The organism is Ralstonia sp. AU12-08 (assembly GCF_000442475.1).
Classification (GTDB): Bacteria; Pseudomonadota; Gammaproteobacteria; order Burkholderiales; family Burkholderiaceae; genus Ralstonia; species Ralstonia insidiosa.
Genome location: NZ_ASZV01000003.1, coordinates 128,734 through 146,993 on the forward strand (window position 1 = coordinate 128,734; position 18,260 = coordinate 146,993).

General features: G+C 64.0%; 12 protein-coding genes. 2 read left to right on the plus strand and 10 right to left on the minus strand.

The window, feature by feature from the left end; translation table 11 throughout:
- Positions 1 to 11: 11 nt before the first annotated feature.
- The 10 genes from nirB to C404_RS31720 all read right to left on the minus strand — a co-directional run bounded on the left by nirB (position 12) and on the right by C404_RS31720 (position 15,187).
- The gene (nirB, locus tag C404_RS31675; RefSeq protein ID WP_021192691.1) at positions 12 to 2,567 is read right to left on the minus strand and encodes a nitrite reductase large subunit NirB; all 2,556 of its coding nucleotides are present in this window, start codon (positions 2,565 to 2,567) and stop codon (positions 12 to 14) included.
- A gap of 14 nt (positions 2,568 to 2,581) precedes the next feature.
- Positions 2,582 to 3,910 carry an MFS transporter gene (locus C404_RS31680; protein ID WP_021192692.1) on the minus strand — a complete coding sequence of 443 codons (1,329 nt, stop codon included), beginning with the start codon at positions 3,908 to 3,910 and terminating at the stop codon, positions 2,582 to 2,584.
- 366 nt (positions 3,911 to 4,276) lie between these two features.
- Positions 4,277 to 4,576 carry a hypothetical protein gene (locus C404_RS31685; protein WP_021192694.1) on the minus strand — a complete coding sequence of 100 codons (300 nt, stop codon included), beginning with the start codon at positions 4,574 to 4,576 and terminating at the stop codon, positions 4,277 to 4,279.
- Between the two features lie 175 nt (positions 4,577 to 4,751).
- Positions 4,752 to 5,006 (minus strand): GlsB/YeaQ/YmgE family stress response membrane protein, encoded by a 255-nt coding sequence (locus tag C404_RS31690; RefSeq protein WP_021192695.1) that lies wholly within the window; start codon positions 5,004 to 5,006, stop codon positions 4,752 to 4,754.
- Positions 5,007 to 5,151: 145 nt separating this feature from the next.
- The gene (locus C404_RS31695) at positions 5,152 to 6,696 is read right to left on the minus strand and encodes a methyl-accepting chemotaxis protein (RefSeq protein WP_021192696.1); all 1,545 of its coding nucleotides are present in this window, start codon (positions 6,694 to 6,696) and stop codon (positions 5,152 to 5,154) included.
- Between the two features lie 823 nt (positions 6,697 to 7,519).
- Positions 7,520 to 8,080, minus strand: coding sequence for an adenylyl-sulfate kinase (cysC, locus tag C404_RS31700; protein WP_021192697.1), 561 nt, complete (start codon positions 8,078 to 8,080; stop codon positions 7,520 to 7,522).
- A gap of 1 nt (position 8,081) precedes the next feature.
- Complete coding sequence (locus tag C404_RS31705) at positions 8,082 to 8,936, minus strand: alpha/beta hydrolase family protein (protein ID WP_021192698.1); 855 nt, start codon at positions 8,934 to 8,936, stop codon at positions 8,082 to 8,084.
- Complete coding sequence (locus C404_RS31710; RefSeq protein WP_021192699.1) at positions 8,933 to 10,102, minus strand: glycosyltransferase family 9 protein; 1,170 nt, start codon at positions 10,100 to 10,102, stop codon at positions 8,933 to 8,935. The genes C404_RS31705 and C404_RS31710 overlap by 4 nt, the downstream gene beginning before the upstream one ends.
- Positions 10,099 to 12,186, minus strand: a complete 2,088-nt coding sequence (locus tag C404_RS31715) for a tetratricopeptide repeat-containing sulfotransferase family protein (protein WP_021192700.1) — start codon at positions 12,184 to 12,186, stop codon at positions 10,099 to 10,101. Before C404_RS31715 ends, C404_RS31710 begins: the two co-directional genes overlap by 4 nt.
- Before the next feature lie 139 nt (positions 12,187 to 12,325).
- Entirely contained in the window at positions 12,326 to 15,187 is a 2,862-nt protein-coding gene (locus C404_RS31720; RefSeq protein ID WP_031328697.1) for an autotransporter domain-containing protein, read from the minus strand.
- 506 nt (positions 15,188 to 15,693) lie between these two features.
- On the opposite strand from C404_RS31720, the gene C404_RS31725 reads away from it, so the two are divergent.
- Together C404_RS31725 and C404_RS31730 are read left to right on the plus strand one after the other, a co-directional pair.
- Positions 15,694 to 16,875, plus strand: a complete 1,182-nt coding sequence (locus C404_RS31725) for a glycosyltransferase (protein ID WP_021192702.1) — start codon at positions 15,694 to 15,696, stop codon at positions 16,873 to 16,875.
- Between the two features lie 351 nt (positions 16,876 to 17,226).
- Positions 17,227 to 18,198, plus strand: coding sequence for a helix-turn-helix domain-containing protein (locus C404_RS31730; RefSeq protein ID WP_235180604.1), 972 nt, complete (start codon positions 17,227 to 17,229; stop codon positions 18,196 to 18,198).
- The last annotated feature ends 62 nt before the right edge of the window (positions 18,199 to 18,260 follow it).

An 18,260-nucleotide genomic window follows, 5' to 3' on the forward strand; every position in this document is an offset into this window, starting at 1 on the left:
GGGCTCCTCTCTCAAGCGGCTTCAGCAACAACAGGAATGCGCACGGGGCGTGTCTTCGTGCGCTCATCCACCGTGGCGGGGCGGATCTGCCCGCGCTCCTCCACGAAGACGACGTTCGCGTCCTTCGCGTCGCTGTTGACGAAGTGGCGGAAGCGCTTGCGCACGTCCGGGTTCGTCACGGCGGTCTTCCATTCGTCCTGATAGGTGTCGACCACGTGCTGCATCTCGGCTTCCAGCTCGGCCACGATGCCCAGCTTGTCGTTGATGACCACGTCCTTCAGGTAGTCCAGGCCGCCTTCGAGGTTGTCGCGCCACGTGCTGGTACGTTGCAGGCGGTCGGCCGTGCGCACGTAGAACATCAGGAAGCGGTCGACATACTTGATGAGCGTGTCTCGATCGAGGTCCGCCGCCAGTAGTTCGGCATGGCGGGGCTTCATGCCGCCGTTGCCGCACACGTACAGGTTCCAGCCCTTCTCGGTGGCGATGATGCCAACGTCCTTGCCTTGCGCCTCGGCGCATTCGCGCGTGCAACCGGACACGCCAAACTTGATCTTGTGCGGCGAGCGCAGGCCCTTGTAGCGGTTCTCCAGCGCAATCGCAAAGCCCACCGAATCGCCCACGCCATAACGGCACCACGTGGAGCCCACGCACGACTTCACCGTACGCAGCGACTTGCCGTACGCATGGCCCGACTCGAAGCCAGCGGCAATCAGTTCCTCCCAGATCAGTGGCAGTTGCTCCAGGCGCGCACCGAACAGGTCCACGCGCTGGCCGCCGGTGATCTTGGTGTACAGGCCGTACTTCTTGGCGACCTGGCCGACGGCGATCAGGCCGTCTGCCGATACCTCGCCGCCCGGCATGCGCGGCACGACGGAGTACGTGCCGTCCTTCTGGATGTTGGCGAGGAAGTAGTCGTTGGAATCCTGCAGGCTGGCGTGCTCCTTCTTGAGCACGAATTCGTTCCAGCACGAAGCCAGGATGCTCGCCACGGCGGGCTTGCAGATGTCGCAGCCCATGCCGTGGCCGTGCGCTTCCAGCAGCGCATCGAACGACTGAATGCGCCCCACGCGCACCAGGTGATATAGCTCCTGACGCGAATACGGGAAGTGCTCGCAGATGTGATTGTTGACGGCCAGGCCCTGCTTCTTCATCTCGGCCTTCATCACCTGTGTCATCAGCGGCACGCACCCGCCGCACGAGGTACCGGCCTTGGTTGCATCCTTCAACGCACCCACGGTGGTGGCACCACCGCACACGGCCTGGCACAGCGCGCCCTTTGACACGTCATTGCACGAACAGATCTGCGCACTGTCCGGCAGTGCATCCACGCCGAGCGCCGGGCGAGCATTGCCATCGGCCTGCGGCAGGATCAGGAATTCCGGGGCCTCGGGCAGTTCAATGCGGTTGAGCATCATCTGCAGCAGGGTGCCGTACTCGGCTGCATCGCCCACCAGCACGCCGCCCAGCAGGTACTTGCCGTCTTCCGACACCACCAGCTTCTTGTAGATCTGCTTGCGCTCGTCGGTGAACTGCACGCTGCGGCTGCCCGGCGTCACGCCCTGCGCATCGCCCAGGCTGGCCACATCCACGCCCATCAGCTTGAGCTTGGTGCTCATGTCGGCACCGTTGAACTCGGTCGCGTCATCGGCGGCCAGAATCTGTTTGGCGGTGATGCGCGCCATCTCGTAGCCCGGCGCCACCAGACCATAGACCTTGCCGCCCCACAGCGCGCATTCGCCAATGGCGTACACGTCCGGCGCGGAGGTGCGGCATTCGGAGTCGATCACGATGCCGCCGCGCTCGCCCACTGCCAGGCCGCAGGCGCGTGCCAGCTCATCACGCGGGCGGATGCCGGCGGAGAAGACGACCATGTCGGCTTCCAGGTGCGTGCCATCGGCAAAGTTCAGGCGGTGCGTGCCCGCTTCCCCATCGACAATCTCCACCGTGTTCTTTTGCGTGTGGACGGTCACGCCCAGGTCTTCGATCTTCCGACGCAGCATACGGCCGCCGCCATCATCCACCTGCATGGCCATCAGGCGGCCGGCAAACTCGACCACGTGTGTTTGCAGATGCATGTCGCGCAGGGCTTTGGCGCATTCCAGGCCCAGCAGGCCGCCGCCGATCACCACGCCGGTCTTGGCGCGATGGCCGCATTCGGCCATCGCTTCCAGGTCTTCGATGGTGCGGTAGACGAAGCAGTCCTTCCGGTCCTTTCCCGGCACGGGCGGCACGAATGGTGACGAGCCCGAGGCAATCACGAGCTTGTCGTACGGCAGCACCTCGCCGGTGGAGGCAGTCACCGTTTTGGCCGTGGTATCGATGGCGGTGGCGCGGGCATTGAGTTTAAGCACCACGTCATCGCGGTCGAAGAAACCCGGGGCGACCAGCGAGAGGTCTTCCGCCGTCTTTCCGGCGAAGAATTCGGAGAGGTGCACGCGGTCGTACGCCGGGCGCGGCTCTTCGCACAGCACCGTCACTTGCAGGTGGTGGCCGGGCGCGTGCAACAGGCTTTCCAGAAACTTGTGGCCCACCATTCCGTGGCCGATGACGACGATCTTCATGGTCATGGTGATGTTCCTTGTCAGGCGTTGGCGGCGGCCAGCGTGTTGTCGTACAGCGCTTGTTCACGCGCCTTGTGTTCTGCCGAGAAGCGCACAGCGATGGCGCAGATGGCGGACAGCGCCACCAGCACGCCAAGGATGGACAGCGTGGCCTGCGTGTCGGCCATGCCCTTGAGCAGGAAGCCTGCCGCCACCGCGCCAGCGTTGCCGCCCGCGCCGATGATGCCGGCCACGCCGCCCAGCGCACGGCGGTCGATGAAGGGCACCAACGCATACGTGGCGCCGCAGGCCATGTGGGTGAACAGGCCGAAACCGAGCATCGCGAGAATGGCGACCGTCACGCTACCGGCGTGGGCAAAGCCGAACAGGCCCAGGCCCTCGCCCAGCATCAGCAAGCACAGCAGCTGGGTGCGCGCATCCAACCCACGCTTCGCTGCCATGCGGTCCGACACGATGCCGCCCAGTGCGCGGGCAAACAGTGCCAGCAGGCCAAAGCTCGCGGCGGCCATGCCGGCAGCCGACAGCGACAGGCCAAAGTGATCGACGTAGTAAATGGCGGCAATGTTGTGGATGAAGATCTCCACGCCAAAGCACGCACCGTAGGTGACGAACAGCAGCCACACGCGGTAGTTGCTGGCGGCGGTGATGAAGCTGCCCCAGCCACCCTTCTTGCTGCCCTCGATGGCCTTGCCGGCGGCGCGCAGTTCTGCGAAGTTGCCTTCCGGGCAGTCTTGCGTATAGCGCCAGTACAGCGCCGCGACGATCAGCATGGCCACGCCCGGCACCACCATGGCAAGACGCCAACCCAGGCTCTGCGTCACGCCCAGCATCACGATGGCGGTCAGCAGCAGTGGCATCGTGCCCTGCGCCACGCCGCCACCCGCATTGCCCCAGCCGGCTGCTGCCGCGTTGGCCGTGCCCACCACGTTGGGCGCGAACATGACCGACGTGTGGTACTGCGTGATGACGAAGCTCGCGCCAATCGCGCCAATCGCCAGACGGAAGAACAGGAACGCTTCGTAGCTCTGCGACGTTGCCACGCCCAGCACGGGGATGGCCCCCAGCACCAGCAACCCGGTATAGGTCTTGCGCGGGCCGAAGCGGTCGCACAGCGGGCCGACAATCAAGCGCACGAGAATCGTCACCGCCACCGCGGCGATGTTGATGTTGGCGATCTGTCCGGGTGTGAGATGAAACTCGCCCTTGAGCACTGGCATGAGCGGCGCACAGGCGAACCACGCGTAGAAGCAGACGAAGAACGCGAGCCACGTCAGATGAAAGGCACGCATCTGCGGCGTGCGCAGGCTGAACAGATCGATTCGGGTGGCCCGAGTGGCATTGGCGGTCATGTCGAATCCCAGTTCCAAAAAAAGAAAGGCGCCCGAGAACCGGGCAGCACTTGCCGGGTTCTGGGACGCCGTTGTCCAAATGACCCTGAGCACCAGGGCCTTCACCACGAAGAGCGCGGATCGCCATTGACACGCGCAATGGTGCTACGCAACAGGTGTGCCAGCACCGGAAACCCTTGATCTATTGCGGTTTACAGCAGATGCGCACAGTTGCCGTGCCTCGCGCGCGGGCAGCGCAAAGCACGGTTTCGGTGCGAAGGCGGTTCGTTATGGTGCGGCACGGCAAACGCGGCACGCGCCAATGGAAGGCCATCGGCGCGTCACATGCTGGCGCCGAAGCCACACGGGGCGAAGCGAATGACGAGATCAGTACCCGTGCGTAACGAGCGACAGCACCGACAAATCCGGATGCGTGCCGTCGACAATGCTGCGCGCGACGAGCACCGCTTCCTCCATTGCCGCTTCCGGGCTGCGGAAGCTGTCGTCGCCATCGGCATGGAACGGCACAACGTGGCCGGGCTGTGCTGGGTTAGCGCCGGGGTGGCAGACGTAGCCGGTGTAGGTGTAGCGCGTGCTATCGACCCCGTTGGCCCGGATTGGGCTGGGCAGCACATGAATCTCGAACCCTTCGTAGAGTTCTAGCGGTGGAGCGGGCTGGTCAGACATGGTGGTCTCGCTTGTGACGTACGCCTACCGCGCCGGCGCTTTTGGCGCGGCTTGGCTGTCTTGTACCAACCAGTCTAGGTGATGGGGTGGGTTGTGGAATCCGGCGGTTTGGAGGGGATGGGGACTGCTGCATTGCGGCCAGGCCTGCGCCGGAGGCGCTGGCCGCACGGTGCCGCTACGCGCGTTTGATGAGCCGGAGGATGAACAGCAGGATCACCGCACCAATCACTGCCGTGATGATCGAGCCGATCCAGCCGCCGCCCAGCGAGATGCCCAGCACCCCCGCCAGCCAACCGCCGATGAATGCACCGACGATACCGACCACGATGTCGACAAAGATGCCAAAGCCGCCGCCCTTGACCAGCAGCCCGGCCAGCCAACCAGCCAGTGCGCCAATGATCAACCAGGCAATCAAACCGTGTGAGGCCATGTTTCCACTCCTGAGGATGTGCGTTTTAAGGGGTGTTGCTGCATAGGCATAGTAGGCGAAGACCACACATTCGCCATGTGGCGATTTCGTGGTTTTTGCAATTGCCGATAGCGCACAACAGCCCTCGCACGCACAGGCGAGCAGCTCAGCGGAACACGTTCACGGCCTCCACCAGGCGCGTAGCCTGAATGCGCAGGCCTTCTGCCGCTGACGCGCTCTGCCCGACCAGCGTGGCGTTTTCCTGCGTGACCTGATCCAGATGGTTGACGGCCTGGCTGACCTGCGTGATGCCTTCGGTCTGCTGCGCGGTGGCCAGGCTGATGTCGGCGATCATGGACGACACCTTTTTGACCTGATCGACGATGTCTTCCATGGTCTTGCCGGCCTGGTCGACCAGCCGCGAGCCGGACTCCACCTTGTCAACGCTGGTGCCGATCAGCTCCTTGATCTCCTTGGCCGCGCCGGCACTGCGTTGTGCGAGCGCGCGCACCTCGCCCGCCACCACCGCAAAGCCACGGCCCTGCTCGCCGGCACGCGCTGCTTCCACGGCCGCATTGAGCGCCAGGATATTCGTCTGGAACGCAATGCTGTCGATCACGCCGATGATGTCGGCAATCTGCTTGGCGCTCTGCGAAATCGCGCCCATCGTCGCCACCACCTCTTCCATGGCACGGCCACCGTTAAGCGCAGCCTGTGTGGCAACGCTGGATAGCGTGTTGGCCTGCCCGGCCGTTTCTGCATTGCTGGCCACCGTGGCGGTCATCTGCGTCATCGAGCTGGAAGTTTCCTCCAGGCTGGCCGCAGCCTGTTCCGTACGGATGTTGATGTCGCCGTTGCCCTTGGCAATCTCCTGGCTGGCCGATTGCACGTTGACCACCTGCTCGGCCACATCGTCGATCAACCAGCGGAACATCAGCCCGAGCTGGCTGATGGAGCGCAACGTTATGCCGATCTCGTCCGTGCGGTCGGCGATAGCGACTTTGCGGCTCTCGCCCGAAGCCACGCTCAGGGCGTGCTCCTGCAGCTTTTCCAGCGGCGTGGCGATCTGCACCTTCAATGACCAGGCGCCCAGCATCAGCGCCGCGAGCAATGCCACAGCAAAACCGCCAAGCGCCGTGCCAGACAAGCCGAACGCCCACGCCGCGGCCAGCAGCGTCGGCAACAAGGTGAGAAACGTGAGCCGAATGCGCCAGCGCACGGGCATGACCTGGAACACCGAGCGCCAGGCCATCCACCCGGTCCGCACGATCAAGCCCTTGTGGAACTTGCGGCTGCCGGCCTGGCCGGTGCGGAAATCCTTGTACAGCGCCTCGGCAGCGGCAATCTCCTCGCGCGAGGGCTTGGTGCGCACCGACATGTAGCCCGTCGGCTGACCATTGCGCACCACTGGCGTGGCATTGGCCCGCACCCAATAGTGGTCGCCATTCTTGCGGCGGTTCTTGACCAGCGCCGTCCAGGGCTGGCCAGCTTTAAGCGTGGCCCACATGTCGCCAAAGGCCTCCGGCGGCATGTCCGGGTGACGCACCATGTTGTGCGGCTGGCCCTCGATCTCCTCTCGGGAGAAACCACTGACCTCGACAAACGCCGCGTTCGCGTAGGCGATGTAGCTCTGTGTGTCGGTGGTCGACATGAGCGTGGCGTTGTCGGGGAACTCGTATTCGCGCTGGGTAACCGGTTCGTTGACACGCATGGCGGGGCCTCTCCTTGCTGATTTGTTTTACAAACGGGTTTTCGGCAGGAATCCGCACTTATTAATAGAAAAATCACCCCTCGTTAGTGGGGTATTAGATATAAATAGGCCGAACTCCCCGAGACGCCTTTAGATGAGAATGATTTTTCTTTATTGAGATCAGGTACATCGCCACAGATCCAACGTGACAAATCAGACCGGCAAAAAACCCTTATAAGAAAAGGAATTTAGTTTTTTACCACCATCATCCACGGCAACGGCGAACGCAAGGAGATGATCGTCATTTGCCCTGCCAAGGAAGTTCGCTCGATTATTCCAACGGATCACTTTCGATAATCACTCATATTGGTTAATTCATGGATTTTCACCTTGAAATTGCCTGGTCAATATAAAAAGCCATACGTTTGCTTGGCAAAAAATCTCACATGCAAGAGCCCTAAGAAACGCGGGTAGACGGAAGGCCTACCATCCGGCCTGAGACCTGCCGTGAAGTTCGCCTCGAGGGGTTCCGCCGTCGGGCTCCCGCCCTCTTGAACTCAAAGATGAAATCAGAGAACTAAGGTTCACAGGACTTTAGGTAGGTGCGCATCCAACGCTGGATCGTGTGCCCAGCTTGTCGACGCGCTCTTCCGGGCTCGTATGAACCCCTGCTCGCCACGCGCTCCTGTCGCCCGCGACCCCGGTCACGTAGCCGTCCGCTGGCAGCGCCGAATCACCCGCGGAATTCTGTTTCCAGGCGCGCGATGATCACTGGGATCGCTTGGCGGTGCGAGCGCGCTCCCACATCACCAAACGCGCCGGAATCCGCACGTCCCCGTCGCCATCAGCGGTTGCCTCGTATCGTTGCCGGCAACATCTCGTCCGTGCCCCTCAGCAACGCCAACGTTGCCGCAACACAGGATGCCGTCGACTCGCAGCCGGTATCAAACGAAAGCGCCGGGGCCTGTGGGGGCTCATAGGCATCGCTGATGCCGGTGAAGTTGGTGATTGCCCCAGCGCGTGCGCGCTTGTATAGCCCCTTCGGATCACGCGCTTCGCACACCGACAGCGGCGTCGCCACGTGCACCTCGAAAAAACGTGATGCGCCGACGATCTGTCGAGCGCTATCCCGGTCTTTGCGGTAAGGCGAGATCAACGCGGCAATGGCCCACGTACCGGTGTTGTTGATCTGCGCGCACCATTGCGCGACGCGGCGGACATTCTCGCTGCGGTCTTCCCTGGAGAACCCGAGGTCGGGGCAGAGCTGCTTGCGCACGACATCGCCATCGAGCACGCGGCAAGGCACGCCCTGCGCGGTGAGCGATTCCGCCAACGCCAGCGCGAGCGTCGTCTTGCCGGCGCCGCTCAGCCCAGTCAGCCAAAGCGTGGAAGGAATCCGTTGCATGTCATGCCCCTGAGCGTGTTTTGCAGATCGGTGTGAGTGCCAGTAGCGCGGGCCATTGCCCAGCCCAGTCGCCATCGTGGGCAAGGCCCAGCACGGTGTCGGCTTGCGCGCATCGGTCGCCAACGGCCCGCACGAAACGTTGCGCCACTTCCGGCGGCACCACAGTGTCTTCCGCACCGCTGAAATGCACTTGCGGAACCGTTGCCACGCGCGATGCCACGTCGATCGGATTCATGGATTCCGGCATCGCCGAGACCGCGTGCTGACGGTTGATGAACTCGATATCCAGATTGCCCGCCACGGTACGGATGGACGCGACGTCGGTACGGTATGCAGCAACCAGCACGGCGATCGCTCCGCCTCCGGAATAACCGACAAGGTGAACGAGCTGGCCCGGCAACTTCGCACCGAAATGGCCTACCGCCTCATTCATCGTTGCCACCACTTCCGGCGCGAAGCGCTTGCCAGTCCAGTACGGCACGCCGCATTGCGGGTTCAGCGCCATGGGTGTGAATTGGCATGGGCGCGCGAGGTACACCACGTTCGGTGACGGGTCCGCGGCTGCCAGGGCAAGCGCAGTGGCATGGCGCGGTGTCGGGTCAGCAGACGGTTCGACGCGGGAGATCCACGCCAGCCCATCTCCTTCGATATAGATGGTGAGGGGCTGGTCTGGGCGCGTGATGCGCGCGAATGCCGTCAGGACGAAGTGGTCGGTCTTCACCAGCTCTCGATGCAATTGGAACGGTGCCGCCAATGCGTCTGCGTGCGCGTTGCGGTCGAGCGTCGCGCAGTCAGACAGTAGCGCACAAAACACGAGCAACAGCAGCCAGAAGAGGGGTTTCTGTGCGCGCATCATCCTTGCCCGCCTGCAAGCTGGGCCAACGCCTGCGCCATGTCACCCATGACGCTGCCCCAATCGCCACGAGACGGTTGGCGGAACAGGCGCACGCTCGGGTACCACGGCGTATCGTTGCGGCCGAGCAACCAACGCCAGTCCGGCACGAACGGCAGCATCACCCACGCAGGGCGGCCCAGCGCACCGGCCAGATGCACCGGCGACGAATCCACCGAGATCAGCAGATCAGCCACGGCGAGGATGGCAGCGGTGTCTTCAAAATCCTGGATCTCGTCGCTGAGCGACACCATCGCCATACCCGGCGGCGGCGATGCGGCCTGCTGGGCAGCCGGCCCTTTCTGGATGGAGAGGAAGGTGACATCGGGCCGGCACAGTGGTGCGAGGTCTACCAGCCTCATCGAACGGTTGGCGTCATTGACGTGCGTGGGGCGCCCGGCCCACACCAGCGCCACCAGTGGGCGCGGCAAACCGGCCAGACGTGCCTGCCACTTGGCTACACGCTGCGGGTCTGCCGACAGATACGGAGTTGTGCCAAGCAAGTCTGCGAGCTTCAGGCCCATCACCATGGGAAGGCTCATCAGCTCGCAATGCACGTCGAACGCGGGCGGCAGGTTGCCGCGCACGGTCAGCGCATCGAAACCGCTGCAGCGGCTGGCCAGCGATGCGCTCTCCGCGTTCACCTCCAGGATGACGCGCGCGCCGCTGCGCTCCTTCGCCCAGCGCACCATGCGCAGGAACTGGAAGGTATCGCCGTAACCCTGCTCATCGTGGATCAACAGCGTCTTGCCGGGGATGGGCTGACCAGTCCAACGCGGGCGCTGGACCTTGCGCTCGATCGCTGCCGTGTGCGGCATGCCGTAGCGGTGGTGATACTCGCGCCAGCCGCGCTCAAAGTTGCCTTGCAGCAGCAGCGTTTCCGCCAGGTTGAAGCGTGCGGTGAGATTGCCGGGCATGTTGGCAACCAGCATCTCCTGGATGGCCTGTGTCTCGGCAATCTTGCCTTGCGGGCGAATCGCGTCGGCCAGCAACTGCCACAACACGAGCGGCCCCGTGCCGGACGCCAGAAACGGACGTACGAACGCCTCCGCTTCGGTCAAGCGCCCATCGACCAGCAGCGCGCGGCCTTGGCGCTCGACCGTCGCGACATCAACCGTATTCATGTTCATGGCGCGCTGATCCCGAGTGCGGCGAGCAGCGGGCCGAGGTGGTTTGCGTGCTTCTGCCAGCGCCCCTTGGACGTGGTGTAGATCGGCTGGCGTACCTGGTTGACGCTGGCGGTGCGCACCACGCGGTCGTTTGCGTGGAACTGCAGGCAGGCGTCTTCCCAGGGCAGGCCGAGGAAGCTGACCAGGCGCCGCGCCTCGCCCTCCAGGTCATCCACCACGTGCTCATAGTCCACTTCGGTGAAGCGATCGGCCGGCAGGACTTGGGCCCAGTGGGCCATCAGCTTCTGATAGTCGGTGTAGAACTCGCCAAGCTCCGCCAGATCGTAGGAGAACGGCTGCTCACCGCCGAATTGCTTGGTGTAGCACGACAGGCACGTATCCACCGGATTGCGCCGGCAGTGGATGATGCGCGCACCGGGCAGGATCAGCGGAATCAGCCCCGCATACATGAAATTGCCCGGCATCTTGTCGATCAGGCGTTGTCGACCTTGTGCCAGCGGTTCGATACGGTCCAGGTAGGCGCGGCCCAGGTGTTGCACGCCCGCTGCCGTCAGCGCCTGCCCAATATCGGGAAACGGCCCGGCGCCCTCCACCACCAGACGCAGCGTCGAAAGCTCGCCCGCGCCCGTGACCTGCGAGTGCGACGACAGAATTTGCTCGACCAGCGTAGTGCCCGAGCGCGGCATCCCGACGATGAAGACCGGCAGATCGGACTGCGCGCCGGCGCCCGCCAAGGGTGCCATCCGCTCGGCGGTGAAGACTTCAGCGATGCGCTGCATCCATTGCCGGGTCGCCTTGGCGTCGTAACCGAACGTCGAGCGCTTCTGCTGGTTTGCGGTATGCAGGTGCGCGAAGGCCCGCGGCGCATCCTGCAGGTCGAGGTAGGCCTTGCCCAGCGCGAAATGCGCTGTGATGCGTTCGCTCAATGGCTTCGGTGCCTCGCTGGCGAGCCAGGCCTCGATGGCGTCGACATCCGAATCACCAGCCTGGAATGTCTTGGCTTCGGCGCGCGCCGTCAGCACCCGCACAGAACCGGGGAACATCGACAGCACCCGATCGAACGCCGCCCGAGCGGCCTCTTTCTGGCCTGACTCCATCAGGAGCGTGGCGCACCCGACCAATGCCTCTTCCGCCACTGTGCCGGGCAACGTTGCAGCCTGCTCGAAATGCGCGAGCGCCTGGTCGGTTTGACCCAGCCCCTGCAGCACCTGAGCCAGCGCGTGATGGGCTTCGGCACTGCGCGGCGCCAGGGTCACGGCCTGCTGTGCGCACGCGAGCGCAGCGTCCAGGCGCTCCAGTTGCTTCAACGCCTTCGCCCGGGCGACGAGTCCGGCGGGATGCTGTGGTGCAAACGACTGCAACGCATCCAACGCCTGCAGCGCCGCGGCATGCCGATGGCGCGTCGCCTCCGCATCGGCCAGGTTCAGGTAGGCATCAATCAGATGCGGGCTGAGTTCGATGGCCAGGCGCGCCTCTGCGGCGGCCTGGTCGTACTGCCCGTGCGCAGTCAGCAGGAAAGCGAGATTGCTGTGCGCCTCGGCATAGTGCGGGTTCAGCGCCAACGCCTGGCGGTAGTGCTGCTCGGCCCGGCCTAGCCTGTCCAGACGCCTGTACGTATTGGCCAGATTGTTGTGCGCTTCTGGCGCATCAGGCGTGAGCGCCACAACCCGCTCCAGGCACGCGAGGCTCTGCTCCAGCTTGCCGGCTTCCTGCAGCAGGATGCCGAGATTGCTCCAGCCCGGGACCAACGATGGGTCCAGCGTCACTGCGCGTTCGGCCGCTTCCTGTCCTTCGGCCAGCATACCCTTCTGGCGATACATCTCCGCCAGGTTGCTGAAATAGATGGCGGGTGCGCGTGGGGCCATGCAAGCCTGACGCACGTGCGCAATGGCCAGATCCAGGTTGCCATAGGCATGCGCCATGAGCCCGAGCAGGTGCAAGGCATCGGCCTGCCCCGGCCACGCCGCCAGCACACGCTGGCAATAGATTTCGGCTTCGGCCGCCTGGCCTGCGTTCCAGTGTGCATGCGCACGGTTGAGCGCTTCGGGAATGCTGATTGGGTCGGAATTGAGCGCGCTCGACATGCGTGGCTCCAATGAATCAAATGGGGAAAAACCAGTCCGATCGGACCGCCTGCGGGAGTCTGGTTGACCGCCCCCCCATAAAGCAATGAGCGCGCTCCCCCTTTCGGGAGGCGCGCCATTGGCACATCACTTCAAGACGTTAGAACAGCTGGCGCAGTTGCAAGCTGCCGGCATGCGATACATACCCACTACCCACTTGCAGCGAGTAACGCGCGCTGATGCTCAGGTTGTTTGCCCGCAGCAGCTTGACGCCGGCCGAGATCACCGCCAAATCCGTCACCGGGCTGGCACCCAACGACGTGAAGCTGGTCTGGCCCGTCGGGTCGGCCGCGAAGCTGGCTTGCGTCTGCGTACGCGTGTTGTTGTACTCATGACGCCATGCCACCTGCAGTTCCGGCACGAGCGTGCCGTACGAGGTTGCCAGCTCACGCGAGAACTTCACGCCGATGTCGCTGGTGACCGACGTCGTGTGTGACGCACCCACCGACAGCGCTGCACCATTGCCGCCCGACTCGGTATAGCCGTTCTGACGCAGGTAGCCATACGTCAGGCTGGCCAGCGGCGTGACCGTGGCAACGGCGGTCGCAAACGGATACCCGGCTTCCGCGCGGGCCACGTACTGCGTGCCGCTGAAGCTGCCGTCGGCATTGCCCGAGAAGCCGGCAAAGTTGACGGCGCGGGTGGTGTCGTAGTGCTGCTGCACGGCACCCGCCGACAGGTTTGCGTACCACGGGCTGCCCGTGTAACTGGCGTAACCCATTAGGCCGAACGAGTTCACACGCGTCGAGTTGCCGTCGGTGTCGCCCGTGTTGCTGATCTTGGCGTTGCTGTAGCTGAACACGCCGCCTGCACGCCAGGCATCGCTGACCGCGTGATCCACGCCGAACAGCAGGCCGCCGAAGTTGGCGCTGTAGCCATCCACCTGATCACGTTGGCCCTGGTGTGCGTGACCGCCGAATGCCTGGCCCCACACGCCCCATGCCGGACCGGCTTCACCGGTCGAGACACCGCTCAGGCCGCCGGCCTGGGCAAGGCGCACGCTGTCCGCATGCGTGGAGATGATGTTGAGCACATCCAGCGTCGGTGCCAGTGCGGCCTGGGCGGTCGAGCCCTGCGACACCGGGTTCAGTTGCTTGCCGGCGCGGTTGGCCGCGTCGCTACTGCCCAGGTTCAGCGCCATCGAGGCGTTGTACAGGTTCAGCAGGCCCGGATCGCTGATGCCGGTGTACTGCGACAGGCCGGTGAGTGCCGCTTGGGCATTCGGCACGGTCGCCGACGGGGTGGGAGCCGGGGCAGGCGCGGGAGCCGGTGCCGGGGCAGGTGCCGGCGAAGGGCTCGTGGTCGGGATCAGAGCTGCGCTGACCACGGTCACCACCAGATCGCTACGACCATTGGCCGTGACGTTCGCACCCGTCAGCACGCTGTTGTAGCCGCGGATCGAATACCGGAGCGTGCCTTCGTTGTAGTTCGTGCCGGTGCTGGACGCATCGACGATCACATAACGCTGGCCGGCCGCAAACGGATACGGGTTGACCTGCGCAAACGAAACAGCCGAGCCCGAAGCGATGTTCGCCGCGCCCGAGACAATCAGTCGGCCATAGCCGCTGTCGCCCGTCAGGGCGCCGTTGGCGACCGCACCGGTGTTCACGCCAATCTGCAGCGTACCGGCCGCGCTCTGGTTGTAGGTGCCGAAGATGTTGATTGCGTTGTTGACCTGCAGGACTGCGCCCGTGTTGCTCACGGCCACCTGACCGGTGGGGGTCGGGGCGGCAGAGGCAACGCGAACGCTGGCCAGGTTAGGGGGGGTCGTTGCGACACCAATGTTGTCGTTCAACACCAGGTTGCCCGAGCCGAATACGACGCCCGCGCTGGGGCTGGCGATGGTGCCGATCGTTCCGCCAAAGCCGGTCAGCGTGCCGAACGTCGTGCCCGTTCCACCATTGATATTCAGGCTCTGCGCGGAATTGTTAACGATATTGCCCGCGATCGTGCCCGCATTGGTGATTGTGCCAAGCGTGCCGGCTGTATCGTTGTGGATCGCGTAATCGCTGCCGGTAATGAAGCCGTTATTGGTCAGCGTGCCGATGATGCGATTGGTGTAGATACCCACATGCGAGCCGTTGATCACCCCGCTATTGGTCAACGTACCGATCCCGCCAAGGTTGTAGACGCCCGTCATACCACCTTGGATGGTGCCGCTCGCAGCGTTGCTCAGTGTGTTGATCGCGCCCCTGTTGCCGACGCCCCAGCCCACGATGGTGCCCGCGCCAGTGCCACCGAATCCGCTGATGTTGCCGGTATTGCTGAGCGCGACAATGGTCCCGGAGTTCACAATGCCGGCGCCACCACCACCGTTGCCAATAAACATGCCAGCGCCACCGTTACCACCCTGGCCACGGATGGTGCCAGCGTTGTTCAACGTGGTGATCAACGCGGAGTTGAGCAGCCCAATCCCGCCGCCCCCAGCACCACCAGCGCCTCCGGGCAAGCCCAGACCACCGGAACCGCCGTTACCACCGATGCCCTGAATCGTGCCACTGTTGTTCAGCGTCGTGATACTGCTTGCCTGGAGGCCGAACGCTGTGTTGCCAGCACCACCTGCCCCTCCAGGCCCCGGGATCGGCGGCGCAGGTGGAAGCAGGGTGCCGCCGTTCGCACCGTTGCTCCCTGCCTGGCCGTTAGCACTGATGATGCCGCCGGCCATGTTGTTCAACGTATCAATCGAGCCGCCGTAAGAGGCCATCCCAACAAAGCGCCCGGTGATCGCACCGCTGTTGGTGAGCGTGCCGACGACGCCAGAGCTTATCAGCGCAGTGTTGGAAGTGATGATGTTTCCAGCGCCGGTCACCGTGTAGTTGCCGGTACTCCAGGTCTGCAGGGTGGTGAGCGAGGTGCTGACAGTCGTATCGGCCGCAGCGATGGCCGGGGCCATGCTGGAGAGCGCGGCCGCGATTGCCAGCGTCAAGGTGCTCTGTTTAGGAAACTGATTGCGTTGAGCCATTGTTTTTGTACCTGAGATAGGCGGTTGAAGGGCCAATCCGAGCCGCGCCCCGGCACACGTGTTGAGGCTCAAGGCCTGCCTGTCGGCTTCCCCGAGCCTCAACACGTTGCGGTTTGCTTGCGTCGAACGACTTCCCCGTTTCGCAATCCGGTACGTTCCCGGCAAATGGCGCTGTTATGTTCTGCGCGCCTCTGCAAGCTACGTTCTTGGATCAGGCAAACCTGCCGGCTGGCTCTGTTTTGATGCGGCACCGAATGCCGCAAGCGAGCGTTTGACCGACAGCCCTGAGCCGCTACCGACTCCCCCCGGACTGCTGACACATGTGTGTCGGGCCCGATAGTGACGATGTTTTTTGGGCCAGTCTTGACCGTGCGTCTCAGTTTTTGGAAAGTTCCGCGCAATGTGGAAATTTCTATAAGATCCCTGCGCTACCTCAACACCACACGCTGCACAGGAATGCCTCGCATGCCCCCTCGGGCCCACAACACCGCGCACCAGGACAGTGCATGAGCCGGATCGTTTTTGCGTGGGAGCTGGGTGAGAACCACGGGCACCTGTGGCGCCTGCTCCCGATTGCCCTGGCGCTGCAGGCAAACGGCCATGAGGTGATGTTCGGGCTTAAACCAATGGCCCTGGCCCAGCGCTATCTGGCGCCCCATGGCATCCGCTGGTTTGCCTGCCCCGCCCCTGCAGACATCACGGCGCTGGGCCGCGAGATTGCGACCTACGTCGATATTCTTGCCACCTACGGCGCCACGCAACCCGATCTGCTGGGCGGCATGGTGCAGGCCTGGCAACACCTGTACGCCGCGCTCGAACCGGATCTCGTGGTGATCGAGCACGCGCCGCTTGCCTTGCTGGCGGCCAAGCGGGCAGGCATTCGCAGCGTCCAGGTCGGCACCGGCTTCACCATCCCCCCTACCCTGTCTCCGGCGCCGTGCTTCCGGCCGTGGGAAGCGGACCACGCCGAGGCACGCGCGCAAACGCAGGCGGCAGTGGAGCGCACCATCCAGGCGTTGTTCGACCAGCCGCAGGCGCTGACGACATTGCTCACCGCAGACCAGACGCGGCTGCTGACGCTGCCGGAGCTGGACCACTACGCAGCATCGCGGCCGCCCGGCACCACCTTCCTGGGGCCAGTGCCTGAGCCAGATACCGGCGAACGCGTGCAATGGCAGCAGCCCAACAAGCCGCACGTCTTTGTATATCTGCACACGCAGCCCTGGCTGGGGACCGTGCTGACGGCGCTGGAGGCGTCCGGCGCCGAGGTGATTGCCGTCATTCCCGATATCAGCAACGAACTGGCGAGCCGCCACCGCGGCCTGCGGCTATTCCGGCGGCCTGTGCAAATGGCGCCCTTGCTGCCCAGCTGCACGCTGGCCATCACCCACGCAGGCCATGGCACGGCATTGAACTGCTTATTGGCCGGCGTGCCGATGTTGCTGCTGCCGCTGCATATCGAGCAATTGATGGTGACCGAGCGTGTGGCCGCAACGGGCGCCGGCCTGGGGATCCTGCCCGCCTATGTGGAGGCCCGCTTCGGCCAGGTACTTCACGATGCCTTGGCCAATCCGCAGTACCGCGACGCCGCACGCACCATTGCAGTGCGCTACCAGAGCTTGCCGCGCGACCGCGTTCTGAAAGCCGTCACCGGGCTGATCGAGGACGTGCTGGCGCAGCGCTGTTAGCCGACGCCACTCCGCACGCGAGGTGTTGGTCTTGTGTCTCACCCTTTTGTAGGGGAATGCGCCGTCGCGCGTGATTGCACGTGTTTTCTTCGCTACAGTCCCAGCCATAAGACGCCGTACATAACAGCACAACCACAAAATACTCACGAGGCGGGGACTCTCTTGCATGGCACATTGCGTGTTCACGGTTGACGTTCGCTCGCCGTGCGAATCGTCGCTTGCGCACAGTGATCCGCGATGAGCACCGCATTGAACGACGACGCCCTCCACACTGCGCCAACGCTCAGTCGCCTGTTGTTGCCGCCAGCGCCACCAACGCTCGCACCGGGCATCGTGCACAGCGATTTCAGCGTGCAAGGCGACGCCCGCCAAAGCTTTTTGGCTTGGCAAGAGCGGATGAGCCCGGTCTATGACATACGGCCACCATCAAAGCAGGCCGACGATACGTTCAACGCATCGCTGTCACGCTACACGATCGACAATCTCAGCCTCTTCGACTTTCACACCGGCCCCAATCTGGCCGTGCGATCGTTGGGTCGGGTCTCGACCGAGAGCGTTCGTGATGTCACGTTCAGCATCTTCCTGGCAGGGCCGCCGTCGCAATTTCAGGGTGGCAAGCCGCGCGCTGACGCCGCGCATATCCCGCGCGTGCCAAGCATCCTCGCGCTGGACATGGACCAACCGTGCACCATCCGCAGCTTTGAGGGGCGACTCCTTCTTCTTTTTGTGCCGCGTGCGCTGGTGGAACAGTCATTCCCCGATGCGGCTTCGCTGCATGGCCGCTGGGTGCACGCCACCACCCCGCTGACGCGCTTGCTGATTGAGCATGTCGTGGCGCTCAGGCAGCAGATCGTTGGGCTGAGCAAGGAGGCGGCGCAGCGGGCCTTTCTCACCGCGGTGGAGCTGATCCTTGCCGCCTATGGGCGGCAGGCGGGCCTGGCCGGCAACGCCCGCGCGGCGGTGCGCGCGGCCGTCTATGGGAAAGTGCGGCGGCATGTTGAGAGCAATCTGCGTGATCCGAACCTGTCGCCGGAAAGCGTGTTGGCATCGCTGCATTTCTCGCGCGCAAGCGTGTACCGCATCTTCGAACACGATGGCGGCCTGGCCGCATATATCCGCAGTCGCAGGCTACGGATGGCCGCCGACGAACTGGTGCGCTTTCCGCAGCGGGGCATACAGGACGTTGCCTCGGGGCTGGGCTTCAACGATGCATCGAGCTTCACCCGTGCCTTCCGTCGCGCGTTCGACATCGCGCCCCGCGAACTCCACGAATACGCACCGTTGCTCCAGCACGGCCACGCCAAACGTGAGCGCTTCACCTAGAAGCCACGGGCCATTGACCCTCGCCAGGCTCCGCCAAGCCCCATAAAACCACGGCGCCGTCA

What these genes read in the sequence shown, in the direction of transcription:
- C404_RS31695 (WP_021192696.1), bottom strand. Translation starts at nt 6,696, where the DNA reads ATGCGTGTCAACGAACCGGTTACCCAGCGCGAATACGAGTTCCCCGAC.
- cysC (WP_021192697.1), bottom strand. Translation starts at nt 8,080, where the DNA reads ATGCAACGGATTCCTTCCACGCTTTGGCTGACTGGGCTGAGCGGCGCC.
- nirB (WP_021192691.1), bottom strand. Translation starts at nt 2,567, where the DNA reads ATGACCATGAAGATCGTCGTCATCGGCCACGGAATGGTGGGCCACAAG.
- C404_RS31705 (WP_021192698.1), bottom strand. Translation starts at nt 8,936, where the DNA reads ATGATGCGCGCACAGAAACCCCTCTTCTGGCTGCTGTTGCTCGTGTTT.
- C404_RS31710 (WP_021192699.1), bottom strand. Translation starts at nt 10,102, where the DNA reads ATGAACATGAATACGGTTGATGTCGCGACGGTCGAGCGCCAAGGCCGC.
- C404_RS31685 (WP_021192694.1), bottom strand. Translation starts at nt 4,576, where the DNA reads ATGTCTGACCAGCCCGCTCCACCGCTAGAACTCTACGAAGGGTTCGAG.
- C404_RS31725 (WP_021192702.1), top strand. Translation starts at nt 15,694, where the DNA reads ATGAGCCGGATCGTTTTTGCGTGGGAGCTGGGTGAGAACCACGGGCAC.
- C404_RS31680 (WP_021192692.1), bottom strand. Translation starts at nt 3,910, where the DNA reads ATGACCGCCAATGCCACTCGGGCCACCCGAATCGATCTGTTCAGCCTG.
- C404_RS31720 (WP_031328697.1), bottom strand. Translation starts at nt 15,187, where the DNA reads ATGGCTCAACGCAATCAGTTTCCTAAACAGAGCACCTTGACGCTGGCA.
- C404_RS31690 (WP_021192695.1), bottom strand. Translation starts at nt 5,006, where the DNA reads ATGGCCTCACACGGTTTGATTGCCTGGTTGATCATTGGCGCACTGGCT.
- C404_RS31715 (WP_021192700.1), bottom strand. Translation starts at nt 12,186, where the DNA reads ATGTCGAGCGCGCTCAATTCCGACCCAATCAGCATTCCCGAAGCGCTC.